The sequence below is a fragment of the Glutamicibacter sp. St.4D3 genome, from assembly GCF_059728615.1.
Genome location: NZ_AP039380.1, coordinates 2632927 through 2659317, shown reverse-complemented (window position 1 = coordinate 2659317; position 26391 = coordinate 2632927). Strand labels below are relative to the sequence as shown.

Here is a 26391-nt window from a genome sequence, read left to right as displayed (position 1 = left end):
CGTTTTTCGCCCGCTCGGCCGAGGACGCGGTGGGTGTGCGGCTGGAAAGCTGGGATCATGCTTGAAAATACTGCTGTTCTCAGTGCCCGGGCCTTGACCCGCCGCTACGGTTCGACCACCGCCCTGGACGGGGTGGACCTGGACGTGGCGCGCGGAGGCTCCCTGGCCATCATGGGGCCCTCCGGATCCGGGAAGTCCACCCTGCTGCACACCCTGGCCGGGATCGAGGCCCCGAACTCCGGGTCCGTCACCCTGGCTCTGCCCGGCCGGGCCCCGGTGGAAATCACCGGCCTGGGGGAGGGGCAGCGCTCGAAGCTGCGCCGTGAGGCGTTCGGCTTCGTCTTCCAGTCCGGGCTGCTGATCCCGGAGCTGACCGCGGAGGAGAACGTGGCGATGGCCCTGCTGATCAACTCCACCCCGCGCCAGCGGGCCATCGAACTGGGCCGCCAGGCGCTGGTCCGGATGGGGCTGGCCGGCATGGAGCAGCGGCGGATCGGTGAACTGTCCGGCGGGCAGGCGCAGCGCGTGGCGATCGCCCGCGCCCAGGTCACCGGCGCCCAGCTGATCTTCGCCGATGAGCCCACCGGTGCGCTGGATTCGGCCACCGGGGCCGAGGTGCTGGACGCGCTCTTTGCCGGCACCGTCGCCGAAGGCAAGACCCTGGTGATGGTCACCCATGACGAACAGGTCGCCTCCCGCTGCGACCGCGTGGTGCGCCTGCTCGACGGGCGGATCGCCAGCGATTCGCTCTTCGGCCAGGCCGACGGGGTGTTGCGCTGATGAACTCGCTGTATCTGGCCTGGCTGCTGGGGCGGCGCACCAGCGGGCGGCGCGGGCCCCTGCTGCTGACGATCACCAGCTACGCGGTGGTCACCGCCCTGGTGCTCACCGTGGTCGGTGGAGCGCTGGCATTCCGCCAGCTGCCGGCCGAGGCCCAGGGCACCTACCTGTCCCTGGCCGCACTGGCGGTCATGCTGCTGATCATCCCGTTGCTGGTGCTTGGACGGGCCGCGGCCCAGCTCTCGGCGCGCAGCCACGACCGGGCCCTGTCCTCGCTGCGCCTGATGGGCGCCACCGGTGGGCAGGTGCGATGGATCAGCGTGCTGCAGGCGGTGGCCGCGGCGATGGCCGGCGCGGTGCTGGGCGTGGGGCTGTATTACCTGCTGGCCCCGCTGGTGGGGCTGATCCACTTCCAGGGCCGGGCGCTGGGCAACGCGGTCTACGCCTCCGCGCTGGTGGTGGTCGGGGTGCTGCTGGCGGTGGCGGTGCTTTCGGTGATCAGCTCACTGATCGGGCTGCGCAAACTGGTGATCACCCCGCTGGCCGTGCGCCGCCGCGCACTGACCCCCAAGCCCCGCTGGGTGCGCGCCCTGATCGCCCTGGGCGTGCTGGTGGTGCTGTACAACGTGTTCACCTACCTGGATGTCATCGCCCGGGATCTGGCTACGATGCTGGTGATCCTGGTGCTCGGCATGGGAATGGGGCTGGGCGTGATGAACCTGGTCGGCCCGTGGCTGGTGGCCATGGTGGGCCGTGCCAAGCTGCGCAAGGCCCAGGACGGGGCGCAACTGCTGGCGGCCCGGATGATCCTGGAATCCCCGCAGCAGGCCTGGCGCCAGGTCTCCGGGGTGGCGATGGCCGCCTTCATCGCCGTGGTCGGCGGCACCGGCGCGGCGATGATGCAGCTGACCGGGGACACCGGCAGCGCCGGATGGGAGCAGCACCTGGGCAAGGACGTGCTGAGCGGGGTGCTGCTGACCCTGGCGGTGAGCTTCATCTGCGTGGCCGCCTCCAGCACGATCACCCAGGCCGCCGCCACCCTGGACCGGGCGGACCTGTACCACGGGCTGAACCGGCTGGGCATGCCCTACGAGCTGATGAACCGGGCCCGGGTGAAGTCGGTCATGATCCCCACCCTCACCGCGGCCATCGGGTTTGGGCTGGCCTCCCTGGTCCTGGTGTTCCCGCTGGCCGGAATGGCCCTGATCATGCAGCCGCTGACCGTGCTGACCGTCTGCGTCGGGGCGACCGGCGCCGGGCTGCTGCTGGTCCGCCTGGCGATTTCCGTTGCCGCCCCGCAACGCCTGCTTTCGGCCGGGGAGCGCGGGGGGATCCACGCGCTCGCCGAATAGGGCGGGCACCGGGCAGGCCCGGAACGGGTCGGCGGCGGGCATCGGGCTGCCGCCGACCCGTTCCCTTAACGTCTGGCGGGGCGGTTCCGGGTTGGGGCGCAATATTTGTTCATCCGCGCCGGTGGCCGCACCGCACCGGAAAACCGGGGATGGCGGAAACCCACTCGAAGCTGTGGCCTGAATTACAGTTGACGCGTGTTGCCTAATGAATGCGGCACCGCGTAATGTTGCATCCGGTCCAGGTATGGTTTGCCTAACCAACCTTGGCCGGTTTTTGGTCCCTTGCTACTGCAGATGGAAACAAGATGAAACTAACTCGTCGTCATACCCTGGTCGCCGCGGCGGCCGCCACCGCGCTGGCCCTGACCGGCTGCGCCGCGGACACCGCGAAGGAGGCGCAGCAGAGCAGCGCTGCCGCCTCCGGCCCGATCACCATCGAGCACATCTATGGGGAAACCACCTTCGACCAGGTGCCCGAGGACATCGCCACGATCTCCTGGGTCAATGCCGACGCCCTGCTGGCCCTGGACACCGTTCCGGTCGGCATGGACAGCGACATCTGGGGGCAGAACGCCAATAACTCGACCGACTGGAAGGACGCCAAGCTCAAGGAGCTGGGCGCGCAGATCGGCTCCGAGAACGCGCCGACGCAGTTCTCCGTCGCCGACGGGATCGACTTCGAGGCGATCGCCCAGGCCAAGCCGCAGGCCATCTTCGCTGCGTACTCCGGGTTGACCAAGGAGGAGTACGACAAGCTGTCCAAGATCGCTCCGACCGTGGGGCCGATCGAGGCCAACTACCTGACCAGCTGGCAGCAGACCACCGAAGCGGCCGGCGAGCTGCTGGGCAAGGACGAGCAGGCGCAGCAGCTGATCGAGGACCTGGAAGGTGAGTTGGCCGGGCAGGCCGAGAAGTACCCGGTCTTCAAGGACACCAGCTTCATCGCCGGGGATTTGTCCCAGCCCAAGACCATCAGCCTGTACGCCGGGGAGGACAACCGCCCGCGCTTCCTGACCTCGCTGGGCATGAAGCAGGCCGAAGTGGTCACCCAGAACACCCCGGAAGGCTCCTTCTACTTCGAATGGTCCCCGGAGAAGGCCAATGAGCTGAAGTCCGACATCTTCTTCGCCTCGGTTGCCTCGGGCACCACCGTGCAGGACGCGCTGAAGAGCAACGAGCTCTTCGCCCAGATCCCGGCCTCCAAGACCGGCGGGCTGGTGGCCATGGAGAACGACCAGCAGGTGCTTTCGGTCTCCGCGGCCTCCCCGCTGTCCCTGTCCTGGGCCATCGACAACGTCGTGCCGAAGCTGGCCGACGCCGCCCAGAAGGCCGCCGAGGCCAAGTAGCGCCGCGTTTGCGGCTAGGAGTTGATCGCCAGGTAGTGCAGTTGCGCCTCAAGCGAATGGGTTGCCGCGCCGACAAGGCGCGGATCAAGGTCGGGGTACACCAGGTCCAGCAGTTCAGCGGGCGTGGCGTGGGCCCCGGCCTTGCCCAATGCGCGCAACCCGGCACGCACCTGCTCCAGGCGCTGTTCGCGGTGCTGCCGGTAGGCGGCGATCAGCGCGTGCGACCCGGCATGCTGCGGCCCGTGGGCTGGATGCAGCGGCAGGTCCGGCAACCCGGCCAGGCGCTGCAGCGAATCCAGGTAGTCCACCAGTGTGCCGTCCGGGTGCTCCAGGATGGTGGTGCCCCGGCCCAGGATCGTGTCCCCGGTGAACAGCCCCGGCGCGTCCTGGCGGAGGAAGCACACCGAATCGGAGGTGTGCCCCGGCGTGGTGAGCACCTGCAGCCGCACCCCGGCCGCGTCGATGACCTCCCGGTCCGACAGCGGCGCGGCGTCGCGGCAGTGCTCGGGCAGCAGCGCGCGCACCGGGGCGTTGGTCAGCCGGTGCAGCCGGTCGATCCCGCCGGTGTGATCGGCATGCCGGTGGGTGATCAGCACCAGCACCACCCGGTGGGCGGCCAACGCGGCCAGGTGCTCCTCCAGGTCCGGGCCCGGATCGATGAGCACCACGGGGCTGCCGGAGCCCAGCGTGGCGTGGACGTCGAAGAGCAGGTAGCTGTTGGTGCCCTCCAGGGTCATCTGCGAGGGGTTCGCGGCCCGCAGCACGGCGAGCCCGGGGCCCAGAATGGTGGGACTGGCAAGATCTTTCATAGCAACGAGTGTAGGAAGCAATGAGCGCGATCGAAAGTACAACGCGCAGCACCGCGATCCGCCCCGGGCGCAAGCTCGGGGTGTGCCTGGGCCTGCTGCTGCTGCTCATCCTGGGCGTGGGCGCCTCCCTGGCGTTGGGGGCCCGGCCGGTGCCGTTGGCCTCGGTGCTGGGCACCCTGGCCGATTATGACGCGGCCAACCCGGAACATGCGGTGGTGCATTCGCGCATTGCGCGCACCGTCGGGGCCCTGGTCACCGGCGCGGCGCTGGGGCTGGCCGGGGCCGGGATGCAGGGGCTGACCCGCAACCCGCTGGCCGACCCCGGGATCCTGGGGCTGAACGCCGGCGCCGCGCTGGCGGTGGTCGCCTCGATCGCGCTGTTCGGCTCGCTGGGCCTGGGCGGGATGATGCTGGCCGCGTTTGCCGGGGCCGCGGCGGTGATGACCCTGGTCTACCTGGTCGCCTCCATCGGGCGGGAGGGCGCCACCCCGATCAAGCTGGCGTTGGCCGGCGCCGCCCTGGCGGTGGGGCTGACCGCGGTGACCAACGCGCTGCTGATGATTTCCCGGGCCGCGCTGGACGAATTCCGGTTCTGGCAGATCGGCACCCTGGCCGCGCGCGGGGTGGACACCTACCTCACCGCCCTGCCGGTGGTGCTGCTGGGCTGCCTCATCGTGCTGGGCACCGCCCGGGTCTCCAATGCGGTGGCGATGGGCGAGCAGACCGCGACCGCGCTGGGCTTCAACCTGGGCCGGATGCGGCTGCTGGGGTCGATCGGGATCGTGCTGCTGGCCGGGACCGCCACCGCGGTGGCCGGGCCGATCGCGTTCGTCGGGCTGATCATCCCGCATGCGGTGCGCCTGCTGATCGGTTCGGACTACCGCTGGCTGATGCCGGGGTGCCTGCTGGCCGGGCCGGTGCTGATGCTCGCCGCCGACGTGCTTGGACGGCTGATCGCCCCGCCGGGGGAAGTGCAGGCCGGGGTGATGTGCGCGCTGGTTGGCGCGCCGCTGTTCATCGCGCTGATGCGCCGCGGCATGAAGGCGGTGAGCCTGTGAACCTGCCAACCTCAAAATCCCGGGTCACCGCCGCCCTGGCCGAACGCGCCCCGCGGCGCACCCGGGCAGCGGCCAGCGCCCTGTGGCTGGTGCTGGCGCTGCTGGGCGGCGCCGCCGCCTACCTGTTCTGGGGGCGCGAGGCCCTGGACCCCGGCGAGGTGCTGGCCGTGCTGGGCGGGCAAAGCGTGCCGGGCACCTCGTTCATCGTGATGGAGGACCGCCTGCCCCGCCTGGTGGTCGGGGCGCTGGCCGGGGCCGGTTTCGGGGTCAGCGGCGCCCTGTTCCAGCGCTGGCTGGGCAACCCGCTGGCCAGCCCCGACGTGATCGGCGTCGGATACGGTGCGGCGGCCGCGGCGATCGTGGCGATGGTGTACTTCGGGGTCAACGGCTGGGCGATGAACGCCGCCGCCCTGGCCGGCGGGCTGGGGGTGGCGGCGGTGATCTACTGGCTCTCGGCCTCCGGCACCCGCACCGGCCCGCGGCTGATCCTGGCCGGGCTGGCGATCGGGGCGATGCTGCAGGCGGTGATCCAGTACCTGCTCACCCAGGCCCAGCTGAACACCGCCGGGGACGCGATCCGCTGGCTGACCGGCTCGCTGTCCGCCGCCACCTGGGATGCGGCGACGGTGCTGGGCCTCGGGCTGGGGGTGGTGGGCCTGGTGCTGGTGCCGGTGGTGGTGCGCCAGCTGAAGCTGCTGGAGCTGGGGGAGGACACCGCCGCGGCACTGGGGCTGAACGTTCCGGCGGCCCGCGCGCTGCTGGTGTTCACCGCGGTGGCGATGGGCGCGATCCCGGTGGCTGTCACCGGCCCGCTGGCCTTCGTCGCCTTCCTGGCCGGGCCGATCAGTGCCGCGCTGACCCGATCGGCCATTAACATTGGATTATCAGCCCTGACCGGCGCGGTGATCGTCGTGGTGGCGAACTTCGCGGCCGCGAACCTCTTTGCGCAAGTGTCCCTGCCGGTGGGCGTGATCACCGGAGCATTCGGCGCACCGTTCCTGCTATGGGTCCTGGTGCGTGCCAACTCAACTGGAAACGGGGGATAACCCATGGCCGATCTGCGGGCCACAGGCCTGACGCTGGCCTACGACAAGGTCACCATCGTCGATGAACTCTCACTGGAAATCCCCACCGGGGAAGTGACCATGGTGGTCGGCGCCAACGGCTGCGGAAAGTCCACGCTGCTGCGCGCGCTGGCCCGGCTGCTCAAGCCCGCCCAGGGCCAGGTGCTGCTGGACGGCTCGGACATCCACACCCGCCCGGCGCGGGAGGTGGCCAAGAAGCTGGGGCTGCTGCCGCAGACCCCCAACGCCCCGGACGGGATCACCGTGCGCGAGCTGATCAGCCGCGGCCGCTACCCGCACCAGGGCTGGTTCAAGCGCTTCTCCGCGGAGGACGAGGCCGCCGTGGCCCGGGCCATGGAGCTGACCCGCACCTCGGAGCTGTCCGAACGCCCGGTCGATGAGCTCTCCGGCGGGCAGCGCCAGCGCGTGTGGATCGCGATGGCGCTGGCCCAGGAAACCGGGCTGCTGCTGCTGGATGAGCCGACCACCTACCTGGACATCGCCCACCAGCTCGAGGTGCTGGACGTGATCGCCGAGCTGAACCGCACCCGCGGGATCACCGTGGTGATCGTGCTGCACGATCTGAATCTGGCCGCCCGCTACGCCGACCACCTGGTGGCGCTGAAGGACGGGAAGGTCTTCGCCTCCGGGCACCCCAGCGTGGTGGTCACCGAGAAAACCGTCAAGGAGGTGTTCGGGATGCCCTCGCGGGTCATCCCCGACCCGGTGGCCGGCACCCCGCTGGTGCTGCCCATCGGCAAGCACCGGGTGCTGCGCGCCGAAAGCCTGCTGGCCGCGAACGGGATCGTGCGCCGGGACATCTCCACCCCGGAGGTCACCGAGCAGCCGGCGAAGCAGCCGCGGACCCCGGCGGGGCGGCAGGAGCTCTCCGCCGAGCTGCGGCCCAGCGCCGAGCACTGCCCGACCCTGGCGTTTGAGACCGAGGTGGTGCGCGCCGAGAACATCTCCCACTCCTTCCGGCGCATCACCCTGGCCGGCCCGGACCTGGAGCACTTTGGCACCAACAGCCACCCGCTGGACATGCGCATCAAGCTGCTGCTGGCCACCAACAAGGCCGGCATGCTGCCCCAGGAGCTGGCCGCGATGCGCCCGGCCGGGCTGACCAGCCCCGCCGAGCAGGCCGGCTGGTACCAGCGCTGGCTGGCGATCGACCCGCAGGAGCGCGGGGTGATGCGCACCTACACGGTGCGCGCCTTCCGCGACGCCGGGCACCGCGACAACCAAAGCGGGGACTGGCCGGAACTGGACATCGACTTCGTGCTGCACGGACGCTACGTGGACGGGCACCTGCAGGGCGGGCCGGCCACCGAATGGGGCGCCGGGGCGAAGCTCGGGGACCGGATGCTCCTGCTGGGGCCGAACAAGGCGCTGAACGACGCCAGCTACGGCGGCATCGAATTCCGGCCCGGCAACGCCACCCGCGTGCTGCTGGTGGGCGATGAGACCGCCGCGCCGGCGATCTGCTCGATCCTGGAGGCGCTGCCCTCCACGGTGACCGGCGATGCGTTCATCGAGGTCCCGGAGGCCGGGGACATCCTGGGCACCACGACCGCCTCCGGGGTGTCGGTGCAGTGGCTGACCCGCGGCACCCAGCCGCACGGCAAGCTGTTGGAGTCCGCCGTGCGGGAGGCGGTGGCGATCCCCGCGGCGGGGGTGGTGCACACCAACGCCGACCCGGAGGACGTGGACATCGATTCGACGATCCTGTGGGAAACCGGCGGCGGCTCGGCCGGGCCGTTCTACGCGTGGATCGCCGGGGAGGCCTCCGCGGTCAAGACGCTGCGCCGCTACCTGGTCAAGGACGTTGGCATCGACCGCAAGCAGGTGGCCTTCATGGGCTACTGGCGCGAGGGGAAGACCGAAAACTAGGCTGCCACCCTCCCTTTTTCGACGCCAGACGGAGTTGCTGCCGGGGCAGGAGTGCGGATGTTCCGCGCTCCTGCCCCGCGGTCGTTAACCCGAACCCGGCGCGGATGCGGTGCGGTGCGGTGCGCTGCGCTGCGCCAAGGGGCGTGCCTAGCAGTCGTCGTCAATCAGCGCGGTGAGGATCCGGGCCAGCTGGGCCTGGTCCGCCGGGTCCAGCCGGGCGAAGAAGTCGTTCATCTGCACGCGGCGGTCCTCGCGCAGCACGGCGCTCAGTTCCGCGCCGGCCGGGGTCAGGCTGATCAGCCAGGCACGGCGGTCGGCCGGGTCCTGGGTGCGGCGCACCAGCTGCTTGTCCTGCAGCTGGTCAACCACCTCGGTGGCCGAGCGCGGCGCGATGCGCAGCTGTTCGGCCAGTTGGGAATTGCGCAGCCCGCCGGGGCCATCCCCACCCTGGCTGGCGCGCGCGAGCAGCATCATCGCCCGGGACTGGTGCGGGGTGATGCCGTGCGGGTCCAGGGCCAGGCGTGTCTGCCGCCTCACAGACCGGGCCGCACGGTGGAAGAGGGAGGCCAAGTCGGGCTGTGTTTTCGCATCGGGCATGGATTCAGAATATGGCAGTGCCGCCAAGAAATTCAAGATGCAGCCACATAGTGAGGTTACCTCTGTTATTATTGGGTGGTAAGTTTTCCCGCACCCAGGAGGCGGACATGAGCCAAACCCATCGGGCAGCGCCCGGAACCGAGCGCGCCGGCGGATCCAACCGCGAACGCAAGCTGCGCCAGGACCGCGCCCAGCTTGAGCAGCACCCGGTCTCGCTGCGCCGCATCGGGGCCCTGTTCGCCCCGCACCGCGCCACGCTGATCGTGGTGGTGCTGCTGATCGTGGCCTCCTCGCTGATCGGGCTGGCCCAGCCGTTCATCGTGCGCGAGCTGATCGACCACGCCATTCCGCAGCAGGACGTGCGCGCGCTGGTGCTGGGTGCCGCCGGGCTGGTGGGGGTTGCGGTGGTCACCGCGCTGTTCGGGGTGATCCAGACCTGGCGGGCCACGCTGATGGGGCAAAAGGTCATGCACGGGCTGCGCACCTCACTGTTCAGCCACCTGCAGCGCCAGTCGCTGGCGTTCTTCACCCGGTCGCGCTCCGGGGAGGTGCAGTCCCGGCTCATTAACGACGTGGGCCAGATGCAGTCCGTGGTCACCAACTCGGCGACGACCATCGCCTCCAACCTGACCACGGTGGTGGCCACCGCGGCGGCGATGGTCGCCATCTCCTGGCGGTTGAGCCTGATCTCCCTGGTGGTGCTGCCCCCGGCCATCATCCTCGCCCGCCAGGTCGCGCAGCTGCGCCGCCGGATCACCTCCCGGCGGCAGGCCGAAATGTCCACGCTCACCTCATTGATCGAGGAGCGGCTGAGCATCTCCGGGGTGCGCCTAGCCAAGCTGATGGGAACCACCGCCGCGGACAGCGCCCGCTTCTCCGAATCCAGCGCCCGGCTGATCGACCTGGAAATGCGCAGCCAGTTGGCCGGACGCTGGCGCATGGCCACCATGTCGGTGATCTTCGCGGTGGTGCCGGCGCTGCTCTACCTGGCCGCCGGGCTGCCGGCCACCTCCGGCGGGATGACCATCGGCACGCTGGTGGCCTTCACCGGGCTGCAGGCCGGGATCTTCCGCCCGGTCATGGGGCTGATGAGCGTCTCGGTGCAGTGGGTTTCCGCCCTGGCGCTGTTCAGCCGTGTCTTTGAGTACCTGGATACCGACCAGGCGCTGCCGTTGCCGGAGCGGCCCGTGCGCCTGGAGTCGACGCGGGTGCGCGGTCAGGTGCGCCTGGAGAACGTTGGATTCCGCTACCCGCAGGGGCACCAGGACACGCTGCGCGGGATCAACCTGGAACTGGTCGCCGGGCAGACGACCGCGGTGGTCGGGGCCACCGGCTCGGGCAAGTCCACCCTGGGCTCGCTGATCCCGCGCCTGGCCGATCCCACCAGCGGCCGGGTGCTGCTGGACGGGCAGGATCTTCGCACCCTGGACCCGCAGGATGTGGCCGCGGTGGTGGGGGTGGTCTCCCAGGAGAGCTACCTGCTGCACGGCACGATCCGCGAGAATCTGTCCTGGGCGGCACCGCAGGCCACCGAGGAGCAGATGTGGCAGGTGCTTGAGGATGCGCAGATCGCCGAGCTGATCTCCTCGCTGCCCGAGGGGCTGGAGACCATGGTCGGCCAGCGCGGGCACCGCTTCTCCGGCGGGGAGCAGCAGCGCCTGGCGATCGCCCGCACGATGCTGCGCAATCCGAAGGTGCTGGTGCTCGATGAGGCCACCAGTGCGCTGGATACCGTGACCGAGGCGCAGGTGCAGCGGGCCCTGGACCGCCTGGCCCAGGGGCGCACGACGCTGCTGATCGCCCACCGGCTGAGCACCATTGCCCGGGCGGAAAAGATCGTGGTGCTTGATGCCGGGCGCGTCGTGGAAGAAGGCTCGTTCGATGGGCTGGCTGCCGCCGGCGGCGCCTTTGCCCGGCTGCTGGGCAGCAGCGACTACTCGCGCCAGCTCAGCAGTTAGCCTCCGGCTGCCCGCCGGGCTGCTGGCCGTCGAGGTTGGAAAGGATCCCGGTCAGGGCGCGGCCGATGACCTCGCGCTCGTCGGCCTCCAGCTGATCGAAGATGGCTTCGCGGATGAAGTTCACGTGGCTGGGGGCGGCGGTGCGGATGGTGTGCCAGCCCTGCTCGGTCAGGCTGATCAGGTTGCCGCGCCCGTCGCGGGCGTCCGTGCAGCGTTCGATCAGCCCCTTGTTCTCCATTCGGCGCAACAGGTGGGACAGGCGGGAGCGGTCCCAATCCAGTTCACGCGCCACATCGGCCGGGCGCAGCTGCTTGGAGCTGGATTCCGATAGGGTGGCCAGTACGGAGTACTCTCCGGACTGCATCTTTGAATCCCGCATCAGCTGGCGGTCCATGGCACTGGGAAAGTGCCACAGGAACTCGCGGATGATGCGCCACAGGCGCTGCTCCTGGTCATCGAGCCAGCGCGTTTCCTCGGCCATGTGCCGTCATCTCCTCGTCGGAACCCCGGAATGCTAGATGTTGTTGACACATCAATTATTCCGTGGCATTCTGTTTTTGGCAAACATAGATGACGCGTCAATTTGATGGCGCAGTTCGACCCAGTGAGGAAAGCAGCACATGAACAAGATCGCCATCGTTACCGGCTCCACCCGCCCCGGACGCCTGAACCTCTCCGTTGCCCAGTGGGTGCTGGAGCGTGCCCAGCAGCGCGGGGACGCCGAATATGAAATCGTCGACATCCAGGACTTCAACCTGCCGGTGCTCGATGAGCCGTTCCCGGCCGCCTACCAGAACTACCAGCAGGAGCACACCAAGGCCTGGGCCGCCAAGCTGGAGGAATTCGACGGTTACATCTTCATCACCGGCGAGTACAACCACTCCGTGCAGCCGGCCCTGGCCAACGCACTGAGCTACGTGAACCTGGAGCTGAACAACAAGGCCGCCGGCATCGTGGGCTACGGCTCGGCCATGGGCGCCCGCGCGATCGAGCACCTGCGCGGGATGCTCTCCGAACTGCAGGTCGCCCACGTGCAGAAGACCGGGCTGTTCTCCCTGTTCACCGACTTTGAGAACTTCACCAGCTTCGCCCCGACCGAGATCTCGGCCACCTCGGTGGAACCGATGTTTGACCAGCTCGCCGCCTGGACCACCGCCATGAACTCGGTGCGCAAGCCGGCCCTGGCCGACGCCTAGCAGCCTGCACGCCGCCTCGCGCGAGCCGGTCACCGACCGCGAGCCGCGAAGGCGGGCACACCGATAACCCATCGCACGGCGCGGGAGTGCGCGGAGCAGCGCCTCCCCGCCCCCGCGCCAGTGCTTTAACGTTTTCCACCGAGCATTAACATTTTTCAGCGACCCCGCTCATTGCGCTGCCATGCCAACGCGTTAGGGTGTGATCAATGAGCTGCATCCGTGACCAATGATTGCAGGAGGGCATCATGAGCGAGGAACATTCCACCAAGGGCACCTATGTGACCGGCGACGAGTTCAAGCGGGACACCAACTACATCCAGGACCGGATCGTGGCCGCGGACACCGACCTGGAGCAGGCCACCGGCCCGTCGGACAGCAAGATCGGCCACCCGGACGCCGCGCTGGGCGAGGGCGCCGAAACCTGGCCCGTGGAGGCCGGGCGGTACCGGCTCATCGCGGCACGCGCCTGCCCCTGGGCGAACCGCACCCTGATCGTGCGCCGGCTGATGGGCCTGGAAGACGCGATCTCGGTCGGCATGCCCGGGCCCACCCACGACGCCCGCAGCTGGTCCTTCGACCTGGATCCCGATGGCCGCGACCCGGTGCTGGGCACCGAGCGGCTGCAGGAAAACTACCTCAAGCGCTTCGCCGACTACCCGCGGGGCATCACCGTGCCGGCGCTTGTGGACATCCCCAGCGGCGGCGTGGTCACCAACGACTACCCCCAGATCACCTGGGACTTCTCCACCCAGTGGAAGCAGCTCCATCGCGAAGGGGCCCCGAACCTGTTCCCGCGTGAGCAGGTGGAGGAAATGCTGCCGCTGATCAAGCTGATCTTCACCGAGGTGAACAACGGGGTCTATCGTGCCGGGTTTGCCGGGAACCAGCAGGCCTATGAGGATGCCTACGACCGCCTGTTCGCGGCCCTGGACCAGCTCGAGGAGCGCCTGGAAACCCGCCGCTACCTGATGGGGGACCACATCACCGAGGCGGATGTGCGCCTGTTCGTGACCCTGGTGCGCTTCGACGCCGTCTACCACGGACACTTCAAGTCCAACCGCAACAAGCTCACCGAGATGCCCAATCTGTGGGGGTACGCCCGGGACCTGTTCCAGACCCCGGGGTTCGGCGACACCATCGACTTCGTGCAGATCAAGCAGCACTACTACATCGTGCACGAGGACGTGAACCCGACCCAGATCGTGCCCAAGGGCCCGGACCTGTCCGTGTGGCTCGAACCCCACGGGCGCGAGTCGCTGGCCAACGGTCCCCAGTTCCTGGACGGCACCGCACCGGATCCGGTGCGGGAGGAGGAACGGGTTCCGGCCGGGCACAACCCGCTCTACCCGGCCTAGTCCGACGCCCCAGGTGCCCCCAGCCCGGGCGACGCCCCAGCCGGTAGTGGCCCTACGCCGCCAATGCCGGCTGGTTGGGGTGCCAGACCCAGTTGCGTCGGTATCTTTGCTCCGGATCCTGCTGCGGACTTTGCAGCACATAGGGAACCCCGTTGACCATGCGGATTTTCAGGAAACCGGCGTGGAAGGCCAGGTGGCAGGACTTGCACAGCAGGCATCCATTGTCCACGCTGGTTTTCCCGCCCAGCACCCAGGGCTGGCAGTGGTTCACCTCGCACCGGTGAGCCGGCATCGTGCAACCGGGATTGATGCATCCACGGTCTCGGGCCACCACCGAGCGGGTCTGCCCGATGGTGAAGAGTCTTCGTCGTCGTCCCAGGTCCAGCACTTCGCCGGCCCCGCCCAGGATTCCCGGGATGATTCCGCCGATGGAGGCGCTGCAACGCAGTTCGCTGGCGCTGATCCGCTGGCCGTGACTGGTTAGCCCCGCCGCGTCCGTCATTCCGCGCAGTGCGTCGTATTCGATGGTGACCAGCAGGTCGACCATCGAGGGCAGCACCAGACCCGAGCCGTTGGGTACCGCGATGGAGGCCGGCTCCCCGGGACCACGCCGCGTGGCGGTGGCCGGACGGGGGCTGAACAGGGACTGGCGCACGATGTCCAGGAGCGTGCGCAGCAGCTTGCGGGCGCGCACGGCGCTCGGGTCGGTGGTCTCTCCGCTCGGGCTTTCGGGGGCGGCACCGGCTGAGGCCCGGGCTTGCCGGTTGGCCGCCAGGTTCGGGTTGGACAAGCGGTCGGCGGTCATCAGCAGCAGTTCGTGATCCGTGGTCGTGCAGGTCAGTTCCCACACGTGTCCGTAGGGGCCCAGCCCGCGGTAACGCAGGCCCGCGCAGCGTTCATGCACCGCTTCGCGTTCGGCAAGATCCGGGGTGCTGAGCTCCTCGCTGATCGACTTCAGCTCCGACTTCACGGCCGAATGCCCCTGCGCGGCGGCCCCGTCCACCCGGCGTTCGGCATCGCGCAGCCTTGCGCCGGACAGCTGCAGCGAACCGAGCTTCGCGGCGGCCGCGCCCACGGTGGCCGGGTTCTGGGAGGCGTCGGCAAAACGGCTGGACAGCTGCGTGAACTGGGCCGGACGGCTGCCGCTGCCCACCAGCTGGCGGTGGGTGCGCACCAGCGCCTTGGCGGCAAAGAAGTTCGCGTCGATGACCCGGGCCACCAGGTCAATTTCCGAGCGGAACCGGGACTTGGCCGCGGCGGGGATCTTGGCGTTGACCGGCAGCGGCGCCCCGGTGGCCAACTCGGTGGTGGAGGTATCCAGCGCATGGGAAAGCGAGTCGGCCTGCAACCGGTGCGCGGCGGTGCCCGCCACCGCACCGGCCGCCCGCACCCGGGCATAGGTGGCGCTGCGCTGCAGCGACTCGGTCACCCGCAGCATGCTCAGCGCCTCGGCGGCGGTGAGTTGCTCATCATCCAGCCCGTCAAGCACCTGGCGGGCGGCGGCATCCAGCAGCGCGAGCACACGCAGGCCGCGCCCCGAGGGCGAGTCGGCCTCGCCGCCGGTGACCAGCTGGGTGAGCCGGTCCATGAGCGAACCGGGAAGTGTTGATGCCATGACCCGATGATGCCCGCAAAAACCGGCGGCTGGAGCCGATGAAGCAAATCTGTGGATAACAATTTTCGGACCGCTGTCCTGCCGGTGCCGTGCCCGCGCCACACCCGTACCGCGCCGGGGCGCAAAGCGGAAACCGTGGGCGTCGCGTGGCAGGATTAAACCCATGACGATCATTGCTGCAGCGGACGGATCGGCACTGGGCAACCCCGGGCCGGCGGGATGGGCCTGGTACATCGACGAACAGAACTGGGCGGCCGGCGGGTGGGACCACGGAACCAACAACATGGGCGAGCTGCAGGCGGTGCTGGAACTGTTTCGGGCCACCGAGCACCTGGCGGGCGAGGAGCTGCGGATCCTGTGCGATTCGCAGTACGCCATCAACTGCATCAGCAAGTGGATGCCCGGATGGAAGAAGCGCGGCTGGAAGAAGGCCGACGGCAAGCCGGTCATGAACCAGGAAATCCTCAAGGAGCTGGATGCGGCGATCCAGAACCGTTCCTACACCTTCGAATGGGTGCGCGGCCACGCCGGACATGAGCTGAACGAGGCGGCCGATGAGCGGGCGCGGGCCGCGGCCACCGCCCACCAGCGCTCCGCCCCGGTCCCGCACGGGCCGGGCTTCACCCGCGACGCCGCCCCCGGGTCGGCGGCTGCGGCCACGACGGCGGCCACGACGGTGTCCGCGGCGGGGCCGAGGACCACAGCGAAGACCGAGGCTGAGACCGGCGCGGGCCAGGCCGCGCCGGTGCACACCGGGTCGCATGCCGCGGCGCCCGGGGAGCTGGCCGCATCGGGCCAGGCGGAGCCGGCCGGAGCGGAAACCACCGCCATGGTGTTCGGCCTGGAGCGGGGGATGCTCGATGGGAAGGTGCGCACCTCCTTTGAGGAGTTCGTCGACTTCCTGCACCCCGGATACCAGGAGGTCAGCCGCCACGGCGGGCTGCTGGACGTGGCCACCGTGCAGCAGGTGCTCGACTCCGGGCAGCGGCTGCCGGCCACCGGTCCCACCCAGCTGCTCACCGCCCACGCGCTGGCCGATGACCTGGTGCTGCTCGCCTACCGGATGAAGCCGGCCGACGGGTCGGCGACGCTGGTGTGCTCCTCCTGGTGGCAGCAGACCGAGCAGGGTTGGAAGCTGCGCTTCCGGCAGGAAACCGCCGAACAGCCGCGATAGGATCGGAAACCATGAAACAAGTGATCACCGAGCAGTTCGCCGAGCTGGCCGCGCAGCTCGATGAGCGGGCCGGGCAGGGTACCGAATTCTGCGCCCAGTTGGCCGTCTACCACCGCGGGGAACTGGTGCTCAGCCACACCGCCGGAGATTACCTGGCCGGGGACGCGCTGACCTGCATCTACTCGGTGACCAAGGGGCTGGGGGCGCTGGTCATCGCGTTGCTGGTGCAGGAGGGCAAATTGGACCCCGAGGCCCCGGTGGGGCGCTACTGGCCCGAATTCGCGGTCGCCGGCAAGGAGCAGGTTACCGTCGGGCAGCTGCTCAGCCATCAGGCCGGGGTGCTGGGGGTGCCCGGCGGGGTGCCGGAAGAGGTCCTGCTGGACTCGCGCCGGCTGGCCGGGATGCTGGCCCAGATCCCCAGCTACTGGCCGCTGAGCCAGCACATCGTGGGCTACCACTCGCTGAGCATGGGCACCTTGATGGAGGAACTGGTGCGCCGGGTCAGCGGACAGGAGCTGCAGCAGATCTTTGAACAGCGCATCCGCCGGCCGCTGGGCGTGGACGCCTACATCGGCCAGCCCGCCGAGCTGGAGCCGCGCTTCCGCCCCACCCTGATCACCAATACGCCCGAGACGTTCGTGGACCCGTTGTCACTGTCCGGGATGTCGCTGAACTCGCGGGCGGGGTTCGCCGTGGACGGCGTGCGCCACGGCCAGGCCGGGCTGCTGGCGTGGGCGAACAAGCCCAACGTGCGCGCCGCCGGGCCCACCAGCCTGGGCGGGGTGGCCAACGCCCAGGCCCTGGCGGCGATCTACGCCGCCTCCTTTGGGCCGGTGCCGGAGCTGGGTATCGAGCGCGGGCTGTTGGATCCGGACATCTGGGCGCAGGTCTCCCGCGAACGGGTCTTCGGCCCGGACCGGATCAGCGGGCAGCCGCAGTCCTTCGGGCTGGGGTTCACCAAGGGCACCCCCGGCCAGGAGTACGGCTCGATCTTCGCCTACGGGCACAACGGGGCGAATTCGTCGATCGCGTTCGCCGATCCGGCGCACAAGCTCGCGGTCGCCTACCTGCCGGCCGGGCCGGAAGGCGAGACCCAGAACCCGACCGGGGTCCAGCTCAGCCGAACGATCCGCCAGATTCTGCAAGCGAAGGAGAAGTAATGAAGTTCGTGGCACTGGGTGACTCGTTCACCGAAGGGGTGGGCGACGTGGACCAGCTGCGCCCAAACCAGGTGCGCGGGTGGGCGGACCGGGTCGCCGAGGTGCTGTGCGCCCAGGGGGACTGGCAGTACGCGAACCTGGCCATCCGCGGCAAGAAGATCCGCCAGGTCATCAACCAGCAGCTGGAGGCGGGCCTGGCCCTGGAGCCGGACCTGGTGACCATCTACGCCGGCGGCAACGACATCCTGCGTCCGAAGGTCGACATCAACTCGCTGATGGGCGGGTATGAGGGCATGGTGCAGCGCTTCACGGACTCCGGGGCGAAGGTGGTGCTGTTCACCGGGTTCGACACGGCCGACTCGCCCCTGTTTTCCCGCACCCGCCCGCGCACCGCGCTGTACAACGAGCTGGTGCGCACCATCGCCGAACGCCACGGGGCGATGATCGCCGACTACTGGCGCTGGCGCGAATTCAGCGACCCGCGCCTGTGGGCGGTGGACCGGCTGCACATGAACGAGCTGGGGCACACGATGATGGCCCGGCGCGTGCTGGGGGTGCTTGGCGCCCACGGCGTGGTGCCCGAAGCCTGGCAGGAGCAGATCCCGGCCCCGGTGCTGGCCCCGGTGCCGGAGAACTCGCGCGGGGAAAAGATCCGCCAGGACCTGGGCTGGGCGCGCGAACACCTGGCCCCGTGGATCAAACGCCGGCTGACCGGCACTTCCTCGGGCGACACCCTGCAGGCCAAGTATCCGCACTACATCACGCTGGGCACCGGGCAGTAGCCCGCGGCATTGCCCGCGCCGGGCGCATCTGTGCCGGGCGCGCGGCTGACAGCCGGTGTTGTGGGTTCCGCCACGCACCGGCTATCCTTAACGAGGAGTTCCGGGGCTGGCCCCGGGATCCACGCCGCTGACGGATGGCGGGAGAGACCCTCCCACGCCACGGAAGGGCGCCGAAGGAGCAATTCCTCCCCGGGAAACTCTCAGGCCACCGTACCGCCATCAAGAGGCAACTCTGGAAAGCAGCCGGTTTGACCGGTTCACCGAAGGTGCAAGTAGTCGCATCCGTTTGCCGGCTACGTAAAACTCTCAGGTATGACAACAGGGATGGGGAGGGAAACGACCTTCCATTGGCATGCGCCTTGACAGATCCCACGGAGTTTCCTGCACCATGACCATCACGCAGACCTCGCCATCGACGAGCAGCGAATTCGTCTCGCGCCACATCGGCCCACGTCAATCCGACATCCAGACCATGCTCGAGACCCTGGGGTACTCCAGCCTGGATGAGCTGGTCGACACCGCGGTGCCCGCGGACATCCGCCAGGGCGAGCCGCTGCACCTGCCGGCCGCACTGAGCGAGACCGAGGTGCTCGCCACCCTGCGCGGCATCGCGTCGAAGAACGTGCTCAAGACCCAGATGATCGGCCAGGGCTTCTACGACACCATCACCCCGCCGGTGATCCGCCGCAACATCGTGGAAAACCCGGCCTGGTACACCGCCTACACCCCGTACCAGCCGGAAATCTCCCAGGGCCGCCTGGAGGCGCTGCTGAACTTCCAGACCATGGTCATGGACCTCACCGCCCTGCCGATCGCCAACGCCTCGCTGCTCGATGAGTCCTCCGCCGCGGCCGAGGCCGTGCTGATGATGCGCCGGGCCAACAAGAAGAAGGCCAACGGCAAGACCGTGCTGGATTCGAACCTCTTCCCGCAGACCATCAAGGTCGTGCAGGGCCGCGCCGAGGCGCTGGGCTTCGAGATCGAGATCGCCGATCTGGGCGCCGGGCTGCCCGAGGGCGAGATTTCCGGGATCGTGCTGCAGCAGCCGGGCAACGACGGCGCGATCGTGGACCACCAGCAGATCATCGCCGCCGCCAAGGACGCCGGGGCGATGGTCACCGTCGTGGCCGACCTGCTGGCGCTGACCATGATCACCCCTCCGGGGGAGCAGGGCGCTGACATCGCGGTGGGCAACACCCAGCGCTTCGGGGTGCCGCTGTTCTTCGGCGGCCCGCACGCCGCCTACATGGCCGTGGGCAAGGGCATGGAACGTTCCATGCCCGGACGCCTGGTCGGGGTGTCCACCGATGACGCCGGGCTGTCGGCCTACCGCCTGGCGCTGCAGACCCGCGAACAGCACATCCGCCGCGAGAAGGCGACCTCCAACATCTGCACCGCCCAGGCGCTGCTGGCCATCTGCGCCTCCATGTACGCGGTCTACCACGGCCCGGCCGGGCTGAAGCAGATCGCCAGCCGCACCCACAACCACGCCCGGGTGCTGGCCAGCTCGCTGATCGCCGGGGGCTACACCCTGGCCGCCGAATCGTTCTTCGACACCGTGGTGGTCAACGTGCAGGACGCCTCCGCCGTGCTGGCCCAGGCCTCCCTGGCCGGGATCAACCTGCGCAAGGTCAGCGACACCCAGGTGGGCGTCTCCACCGACGAAACCACCACCAGCGCGCACATCGCCGCCCTGGCCGAGGTGTTCGGCGTGCAGCTCAGCGCCCCCGAGGGCTTTGAGATCCCCGAGGCGATGGTGCGCACCAGCGACTACCTGACCCACCCGATCTTCAACACCATCACCTCCGAAACCCAGATGATGCGCTACCTGCGCCGCCTGTCCGACCGCGACCTGGCGCTGGACCGCACCATGATCCCGCTGGGCTCGTGCACCATGAAGCTGAACTCGGCCGCCGAGATGGAATCCATCACCTGGCCCGAATTCGCCGGCATCCACCCGTTCGTCCCGGCCGAGCAGTCCATTGGCTGGCGTGAGCTGATCGCCGACCTGGAGGGCCGGCTGACCGCGATCACCGGGTACGCCGGGGTTTCGATCCAGCCCAACGCCGGATCGCAGGGCGAGTACGCCGGGCTGCTGGCCATCAGCGGCTACCACGCCTCCCGCGGCGAGGCGCAGCGCAACGTCTGCCTGATCCCGGCCTCCGCGCACGGCACCAACGCCGCCTCCGCGGTGCTGGCCGGCATGAAGGTGGTGGTGGTCAAGACCGCCGCCGACGGCACCATCGACGCGAACGACCTGGACGCGAAGATCGAGGCCAACAAGGACGTGCTGGCCGCGATCATGATCACCTACCCCTCCACCCACGGGGTGTACGACACCGACGTGCGCGAGGTGTGCGACAAGGTCCACGCCGCCGGCGGCCAGGTGTACATCGACGGGGCGAACATGAACGCCCTGGTGGGCCTGGCCCAGCCGGGCCAGTTCGGGGGCGACGTCTCGCACCTGAACCTGCACAAGACCTTCTGCATCCCGCACGGCGGCGGCGGGCCGGGCGTGGGCCCGGTGGCCGTGGCCGAGCACCTGGTGCCGTTCCTGCCCGGGGACGCCAACGGCGCCTACACCGAGCGTGACGGCGTGCCGGTGGTGGCCACCGCCTTCGGTTCGGCCGGCGTGCTGCCGATCTCCTGGGCGTACATCGCCATGATGGGCGCCGAGGGCCTGACCCAGGCCACCAAGACCGCGATCCTCTCCGCGAACTACATCGCCACCCGGCTGAACGAGCACTTCCCGATCCTGTTCACCGGCAACGGCAACCTGGTCGCCCACGAGTGCATCCTGGACCTGCGCGAAGTGACCGCCAAGACCGGGGTCACCGCCGAGGACGTGGCCAAGCGCCTGATCGACTTCGGCTTCCACGCCCCGACCCTGGCCTTCCCGGTGGCCGGAACCCTGATGGTGGAGCCCACCGAGTCCGAGGACCTGGCCGAGATCGAGCGCTTCATCGAGGCGATGATCACCATCCGCCAGGAAATGGAGGAGGTGCTGGCCGGGGTGTACGAGGTCGCCGAGTCGCCGCTGCGCCGTGCCCCGCACGCGGCCGCCGCGGTGATCACCAGCAAGTGGGACCGCAAGTACTCGGTCGAGCAGGCCGTGTTCCCGGTGCCGAGCCTGAAGCAGGACAAGTACTTCCCGCCGGTGGGCCGCATCGACGGCGCCGCCGGCGACCGCAACCTGATCTGCTCCTGCCCCGCCCCTGAAGCCTTCGAAGACTAGGACATGACTACCGTGACTGACATCAAGCACACCGTGCTGCACGCCAAGCACGAGCAGCTCGGCGCGAACTTCACCGACTTCGGCGGCTGGGACATGCCGCTGCGCTACGGTTCGGAACTGGCCGAGCACAAGGCGGTGCGCTCCACCGCCGGCCTGTTCGACCTCTCCCACATGGGCGAGGTGTGGGTCAGCGGCCCGCAGGCCGCCACCGCGCTGAACACCGCCCTGGCCGGGAACCTCGGGGTGGTGAAGCTGGGCAAGGCGAAGTACTCGCTGATCCTCAACGAGGCCGGCGGAATCCTCGATGACCTGATCGTCTACCGCCTGGAGGAGGAAAAGTTCCTGGTCGTGCCGAACGCCGGCAACGCCGCACTGGTCGCCCGCGAACTGGCCGAACGCGCCAATGGCTTTGACGCCACCGTCCAGGACGTCACCGCCGAAACCTCGCTGATCGCCGTGCAGGGCCCGAACGCGCAGGCCATCGTCAAGGCGCTGGCCGCCGACGAGGCCGGCGCAAGCGTCGTGGAGGAGATGAAGTACTATTCCGCCGCCCGTCTGGCCCTGGGCGGGGTGGACACCATCCTGGCCCGCACCGGGTACACCGGTGAGGACGGCTTCGAGCTGATCATCGCGAACGAGGACGCCGAAGGCCTGTGGGAGCAGATCGTGCAGATCGGCAAGGACCACGAGCTGGTGCCCTGCGGGCTGGCCGCCCGCGACTCGCTGCGCCTGGAGGCCGGCATGCCGCTGTACGGCAACGAGCTGTCCACCGAACGCAACCCGTTCGAGGCGAACCTGGGCCCGGTGGTCTCCTTCAAGAAGGAGGAGAACTTCATCGGCCGCCAGGCCCTGGAGGAGGTGCGCGCCAACGGCACCGCCCGCAAGCTGGTGGGCCTGAAGGGCCTGGGCAAGCGGGCCGGGCGAGCCGGCTACCCGATCCTGAAGGACGGGGAAGTCATCGGCGAGATCACTTCCGGCCTGCCCTCGCCAACCCTGGGCTACCCGGTGGCCCTGGGTTACGTGGATGTTGCACACAGTGAAGTCGGCACGCAGCTCGAAGTGGAGCTGCGCGGTAAGACTTTGCCATTTGAAGTTGTCGAACTGCCGTTCTACACCCGCGCCAAGTAACGTTGATACCGACGGGCGTCGCACAGCGCCCATTGATTCCCTTCGGAGAGGAACCATCATGAGTAAAGTTCTTTCAAGCCTGCGCTACTCGGCCGAGCACGAGTGGATTGACGATTCCAGCCCGGCCAAGGTCGGCATCACCCAGGTCGCAGCCGATGCCCTGGGCGACGTGGTGTACGTGGATCTGCCGGAGGTCGGCGACTCCGTCACCGCCGGTGAGACCTGCGGCGAGGTCGAGTCGACCAAGTCGGTTTCCGACCTGTACTCCCCGGTCACCGGCACCATCGTCGAGGTCAACTCGGAGGCCGTGGACAACCCGGCCATCCTGAACGAGGACCCGTACGGCAACGGCTGGCTGTTCACCGTCGAGGTCAGCGAGGAAGGCCCGCTGCTCTCGGCCGCCGACTACGCCAGCGCCAACGGCGGGAGCGTCGAGTAAATGGGCAACACCACTTTCCAGTCAATGGCCCCCGCCTCGCTGACCCAGTCGTTGGGTGAGCTTGATCCTGAGGTGGCGGCGCGGATTGATGCTGAGTTGGCGCGTCAGCAGCGTGGCCTGGAGATGATTGCCTCGGAGAACCACACGGCGCAGGCCGTGATGCAGGCGCAGGGTTCGGTGCTGACGAACAAGTACGCCGAGGGCTACCCGGGCCGCCGCTATTACGGCGGCTGCGAAGAGGTCGACGTGATCGAGACCTTGGCCATCGAGCGGGTGAAGGAGTTGTTCGGGGCGAAGTTCGCCAACGTCCAGCCGCACTCCGGGGCGCAGGCCAACGCGTCGGTCTACCACGCGCTGGTGCGTCCGGGGGATACCGTGCTCGGGTTGAACCTGGCCCACGGCGGGCACTTGACCCACGGGATGAAGCTGAACTTCTCCGGGCGCCTGTTCAACATCGTGCCGTACGGGGTGGATGAGGCGACAAACCTGGTGGACATGGACGAGGTCGAGCGTCTGGCGGTTGAGCATTCCCCGAAGATGATCGTGGCCGGCTGGTCGGCGTACCCGCGCCAGCTGGACTTCGCCCGCTTCCGTGAGATCGCGGACAAGGTGGGTGCGTACCTGTTCGTGGACATGGCGCACTTTGCCGGTTTGGTGGCTGCGGGGTTGCATCCGTCGCCGGTGCCGCATGCGCATGTGGTCACCTCGACCACGCATAAGACCCTTGCTGGTCCGCGTGGCGGCATCATCCTGTCGAATGACGCGGAGATTGCCAAGAAGCTGAACTCGGCGGTCTTCCCGGGCCAGCAGGGCGGCCCGCTGGAGCATGTGATCGCGGGCAAGGCGGTGGCGTTCAAGATCGCCGCGTCGGAAGAGTTCAAGGAACGCCAGGAGCGGACGTTGGCCGGTGCGCGGATTCTGGCGGAGCGTTTGACCCAGGCCGATGTCGAGGCCAAGGGTATCAGCGTGCTGACCGGCGGCACTGATGTGCATTTGGTGTTGGTGGATCTGCGTAACAGCGAGCTCGATGGCCAGCAGGCGGAGGATTTGTTGGCGCAGGTGGAGATCACGGTGAATCGTAATGCGGTGCCGTTCGACCCGCGTCCGCCGATGGTGACTTCGGGGTTGCGGATTGGTACTCCGGCGTTGGCGACTCGTGGTTTCTCGGAGGAGGCGTTTGCTGAGGTGGCTGAGGTTATTGCGCAGACGTTGATTGCTGGTGTGGAGGGTAGTACGGGCAAGCTTGGGGAGTTGAAGCAGCGGGTGCTGGATTTGGCTGCGGCCCACCCGCTCTACCCGGAGCTGCCGAAGGTGTCCAAGTAACACCCGGTAACACCCGATGAGGGGTCCGGGAAGTGCGCTGGACGCACTTTCCGGACCCTTCGTCATCACGGGAACTTCGCGTTCCCACACCGCGGGTCTTCCAGGCCGAGTCCTGGAACCCGCACCTATTTAGGGCCGGCCCGGCCGGTCTCGTTATACCTAAGGAAGTGATCTGCGATGGCAATCAGCGTCTTTGATTTGTTTTCTGTGGGTATCGGCCCCTCATCCAGCCACACCGTGGGCCCGATGCGCGCGGCCCATGCCTTCATCTCCCATGTCGTGAACAAGGGATACCTGGAGCAGCTGGAAACCGTGCGGGTTGATGTCTACGGTTCGCTGGCTGCCACCGGGCGGGGACACGGCACCTTCACCGCCATCCTGCTGGGGCTGGAGGGCTACGAGCCGGAAAGCATCCTGCCCGCACAGGTCGATGAGCGCCTGGCCGACATCGAATCCGGCGCACCGCTGCGCCTGGCCGAGCAGCTCGGCTCCCGCAAGGACATCGCCTACTCGGTGCCCGACATGATCCAACACCCGCTGACCATCCTGCCCCGGCACACCAACGGCGTGAAATTCGCGGCGCTGGACGCCAGCGGTGAAACGCTGCTGGAGGAGACCTTCTACTCGGTGGGCGGCGGGTTCATCGTCAAGGACGGCGCCGAGGAACGGATCGAGAAAAACCTCGAGGAAAAGGTCAAGGCCCAGCCCTACCCGTTCACCACCGCCGCGCAGCTGCTGGACTACTGCGCCGAGACCGGCAAGTCGATCGCCCAGATCATGCTCGCCAACGAGGAAACCTGGCGCACCCGGGAGGAAATCTACTCCGGGCTGGTGCACATCTACAACGTCATGGAACAGTGCAAGGACTCGGCGCTGGAACGCACCGGGGTGCTGCCCGGTGGGCTGAACGTCCGCCGCCGCGCGCCGGAATGGCATGCCCGGCTGCGCAAGGAAGACAAGGACCGCGACCCGGTCTACTGGCAGGAATGGATCAACCTCGTGGCGCTGGCCGTCAACGAGGAAAACGCCTCCGGTGGCCGGGTGGTCACCGCCCCGACCAACGGGGCCGCCGGCATCATCCCAGCCGTCCTGTTCTACGCCACCCATTACGCTCCGGGCGCCAAGTTCTGGAACGAAGAGGAAAAGCACGAGGCCGTGGTCAAGTTCCTGCTCACCGCCGGGGCCATCGGCGTGCTCTACAAGGAGCAGGCCTCCATCTCCGGGGCAGAGGTCGGCTGCCAGGGTGAGGTCGGTTCGGCTTCCTCCATGGCCGCAGGCGGCCTGGCGGAGGTGCTGGGCGGCACCCCCGCCCAGGTGGAGAACGCCGCGGAGATCGCCATGGAACACAACCTTGGTCTGACCTGCGACCCGATCGGGGGACTGGTGCAGATACCGTGCATCGAACGCAACGCGATCGCCGCCGCCAAGGCGGTGAACGCCGCGAAGATGGCCCTGATGGGCGACGGGCAGCATCACGTGACGCTGGACGAAGTGATCATCACGATGCGCGAAACCGGCAAGGACATGAGCGACAAGTACAAGGAAACCGCGATGGGCGGCCTGGCCGTCAACGTCGTCGAATGCTGATCGCCGACGCCTGAGCCGCGGCGGGCAGCACCGCCGGCGGCCGCGGACACCCAACGGGTGGCGGAATGCTCCGCCACCCGTTGTCCTTTAACGCGGTGAGCGCCGGGACGGGAGAAACACCCCTTGACCGCGCCGTCATTAATGGGGACACACCTGTAAAGCGCTCATCCTGCACCGTTCGATGCCTGGCAGCGTTCCACCGAATGCGGCCCTGCCGGGGCGTCACGGGCTGTGAGATTCGCGGCACCGATTCGGGAAAGCAACCGTTCGGTGATAGAACTAAAAGGTAAGGCTACGTTCCGGGGTGCCGATCCCCGACCAATCCAGGAGGTGAACCGCATGGAAGACGGACCGAGTCGATCTACCACCACGCGAACCTCCGTTCCCTCTTTGTTCCTGGCCCACTAGCCCGGAAGTACTCAGTCATGCACGGGGGTCTCGCGACCATGACCCCATTCGCCAGCGCGCCAGCTGCCTGACCAGTAGATTTATCCCCGCATCCAAGAAGCGGGCTTCGTTCCGGGCTTCCTGCAAAAGCCCGCG

Annotated in this window: 21 protein-coding genes and 1 riboswitch; of the genes, 17 read left to right on the top strand and 4 right to left on the bottom strand. The window is 68.5% G+C overall.

Going from position 1 to position 26391, the window contains the following annotated elements:
- Positions 1-57: 57 nt before the first annotated feature.
- From AC6I21_RS12275 to AC6I21_RS12265, 3 genes are all read left to right on the top strand, one after another.
- A complete protein-coding gene (locus AC6I21_RS12275) occupies positions 58-780 on the top strand; it encodes an ABC transporter ATP-binding protein (RefSeq protein ID WP_497762480.1) in 723 nt (240 codons plus the stop codon).
- A complete protein-coding gene (locus AC6I21_RS12270) occupies positions 780-2132 on the top strand; it encodes an FtsX-like permease family protein (protein ID WP_138176549.1) in 1353 nt (450 codons plus the stop codon). Before AC6I21_RS12275 ends, AC6I21_RS12270 begins: the two co-directional genes overlap by 1 nt.
- Before the next feature lie 305 nt (positions 2133-2437).
- Positions 2438-3478, top strand: a complete 1041-nt coding sequence (locus AC6I21_RS12265; protein ID WP_138176551.1) for an ABC transporter substrate-binding protein — start codon at positions 2438-2440, stop codon at positions 3476-3478.
- 14 nt (positions 3479-3492) lie between these two features.
- On the opposite strand, the gene AC6I21_RS12260 is transcribed toward AC6I21_RS12265, so the two are convergent.
- Positions 3493-4287: an MBL fold metallo-hydrolase gene (locus AC6I21_RS12260; protein WP_138926740.1), complete on the bottom strand. Its 795-nt coding sequence runs from the start codon at positions 4285-4287 to the stop codon at positions 3493-3495.
- A 20-nt stretch (positions 4288-4307) separates the two neighbouring features.
- Between AC6I21_RS12260 and AC6I21_RS12255 the strand changes: the two genes are divergently transcribed.
- From AC6I21_RS12255 to AC6I21_RS12245, 3 genes are read left to right on the top strand one after another with little or no spacing between them, the layout of a single operon-like run.
- The gene (locus AC6I21_RS12255) at positions 4308-5345 is read left to right on the top strand and encodes a FecCD family ABC transporter permease (RefSeq protein WP_138926739.1); all 1038 of its coding nucleotides are present in this window, start codon (positions 4308-4310) and stop codon (positions 5343-5345) included.
- Positions 5342-6391, top strand: coding sequence for a FecCD family ABC transporter permease (locus AC6I21_RS12250; RefSeq protein ID WP_138926738.1), 1050 nt, complete (start codon positions 5342-5344; stop codon positions 6389-6391). Before AC6I21_RS12255 ends, AC6I21_RS12250 begins: the two co-directional genes overlap by 4 nt.
- Before the next feature lie 3 nt (positions 6392-6394).
- Entirely contained in the window at positions 6395-8299 is a 1905-nt protein-coding gene (locus tag AC6I21_RS12245; RefSeq protein WP_497762479.1) for an SIP domain-containing protein, read from the top strand.
- Positions 8300-8446: 147 nt separating this feature from the next.
- Here the strand turns inward: AC6I21_RS12245 and AC6I21_RS12240 are convergent, their stop codons facing one another.
- Positions 8447-8836 carry a MarR family winged helix-turn-helix transcriptional regulator gene (locus AC6I21_RS12240; protein ID WP_246049567.1) on the bottom strand — a complete coding sequence of 130 codons (390 nt, stop codon included), beginning with the start codon at positions 8834-8836 and terminating at the stop codon, positions 8447-8449.
- Between the two features lie 167 nt (positions 8837-9003).
- Here AC6I21_RS12240 and AC6I21_RS12235 point away from each other — a divergent pair, with 167 nt between their 5' ends.
- Positions 9004-10854, top strand: coding sequence for an ABC transporter ATP-binding protein (locus AC6I21_RS12235; protein ID WP_497762478.1), 1851 nt, complete (start codon positions 9004-9006; stop codon positions 10852-10854).
- Here the strand turns inward: AC6I21_RS12235 and AC6I21_RS12230 are convergent.
- On the bottom strand, positions 10844-11335 hold the full coding sequence (locus AC6I21_RS12230) for a MarR family winged helix-turn-helix transcriptional regulator (protein ID WP_497762477.1): 492 nt from the start codon (positions 11333-11335) through the stop codon (positions 10844-10846). The genes AC6I21_RS12235 and AC6I21_RS12230 overlap by 11 nt on opposite strands.
- Before the next feature lie 139 nt (positions 11336-11474).
- Here AC6I21_RS12230 and AC6I21_RS12225 point away from each other — a divergent pair, with 139 nt between their 5' ends.
- Complete coding sequence (locus tag AC6I21_RS12225; protein WP_138176570.1) at positions 11475-12050, top strand: NADPH-dependent FMN reductase; 576 nt, start codon at positions 11475-11477, stop codon at positions 12048-12050.
- 245 nt (positions 12051-12295) lie between these two features.
- A complete protein-coding gene (locus tag AC6I21_RS12220) occupies positions 12296-13405 on the top strand; it encodes a glutathione S-transferase family protein (protein WP_497762476.1) in 1110 nt (369 codons plus the stop codon).
- A 52-nt stretch (positions 13406-13457) separates the two neighbouring features.
- Here AC6I21_RS12220 and AC6I21_RS12215 read toward each other — a convergent pair whose 3' ends face one another.
- Positions 13458-15020: an HNH endonuclease signature motif containing protein gene (locus AC6I21_RS12215; protein ID WP_497762475.1), complete on the bottom strand. Its 1563-nt coding sequence runs from the start codon at positions 15018-15020 to the stop codon at positions 13458-13460.
- Between the two features lie 163 nt (positions 15021-15183).
- On the opposite strand from AC6I21_RS12215, the gene AC6I21_RS12210 reads away from it, so the two are divergent.
- The 8 genes from AC6I21_RS12210 (at position 15184) to AC6I21_RS12175 (ending at position 25848) form a co-directional block, all read left to right on the top strand.
- On the top strand, positions 15184-16194 hold the full coding sequence (locus AC6I21_RS12210; RefSeq protein WP_138176579.1) for an RNase H family protein: 1011 nt from the start codon (positions 15184-15186) through the stop codon (positions 16192-16194).
- An 11-nt stretch (positions 16195-16205) separates the two neighbouring features.
- Entirely contained in the window at positions 16206-17354 is a 1149-nt protein-coding gene (locus AC6I21_RS12205; protein ID WP_497762474.1) for a serine hydrolase domain-containing protein, read from the top strand.
- Positions 17354-18136 carry an SGNH/GDSL hydrolase family protein gene (locus AC6I21_RS12200; RefSeq protein WP_138926729.1) on the top strand — a complete coding sequence of 261 codons (783 nt, stop codon included), beginning with the start codon at positions 17354-17356 and terminating at the stop codon, positions 18134-18136. Before AC6I21_RS12205 ends, AC6I21_RS12200 begins: the two co-directional genes overlap by 1 nt.
- A gap of 128 nt (positions 18137-18264) precedes the next feature.
- Positions 18265-18362: riboswitch (glycine riboswitch) on the top strand.
- Positions 18363-18524: 162 nt separating this feature from the next.
- Positions 18525-21371 (top strand): aminomethyl-transferring glycine dehydrogenase, encoded by a 2847-nt coding sequence (gene gcvP / locus AC6I21_RS12195; protein WP_497762473.1) that lies wholly within the window; start codon positions 18525-18527, stop codon positions 21369-21371.
- A 3-nt stretch (positions 21372-21374) separates the two neighbouring features.
- Complete coding sequence (gcvT, locus tag AC6I21_RS12190; protein ID WP_497762472.1) at positions 21375-22499, top strand: glycine cleavage system aminomethyltransferase GcvT; 1125 nt, start codon at positions 21375-21377, stop codon at positions 22497-22499.
- Positions 22500-22557: 58 nt separating this feature from the next.
- A complete protein-coding gene (gcvH, locus tag AC6I21_RS12185) occupies positions 22558-22938 on the top strand; it encodes a glycine cleavage system protein GcvH (protein WP_138176587.1) in 381 nt (126 codons plus the stop codon).
- Positions 22939-24261, top strand: a complete 1323-nt coding sequence (gene glyA, locus AC6I21_RS12180; RefSeq protein ID WP_497762471.1) for a serine hydroxymethyltransferase — start codon at positions 22939-22941, stop codon at positions 24259-24261.
- Positions 24262-24438: 177 nt separating this feature from the next.
- On the top strand, positions 24439-25848 hold the full coding sequence (locus AC6I21_RS12175) for an L-serine ammonia-lyase (protein WP_497762470.1): 1410 nt from the start codon (positions 24439-24441) through the stop codon (positions 25846-25848).
- The last annotated feature ends 543 nt before the right edge of the window (positions 25849-26391 follow it).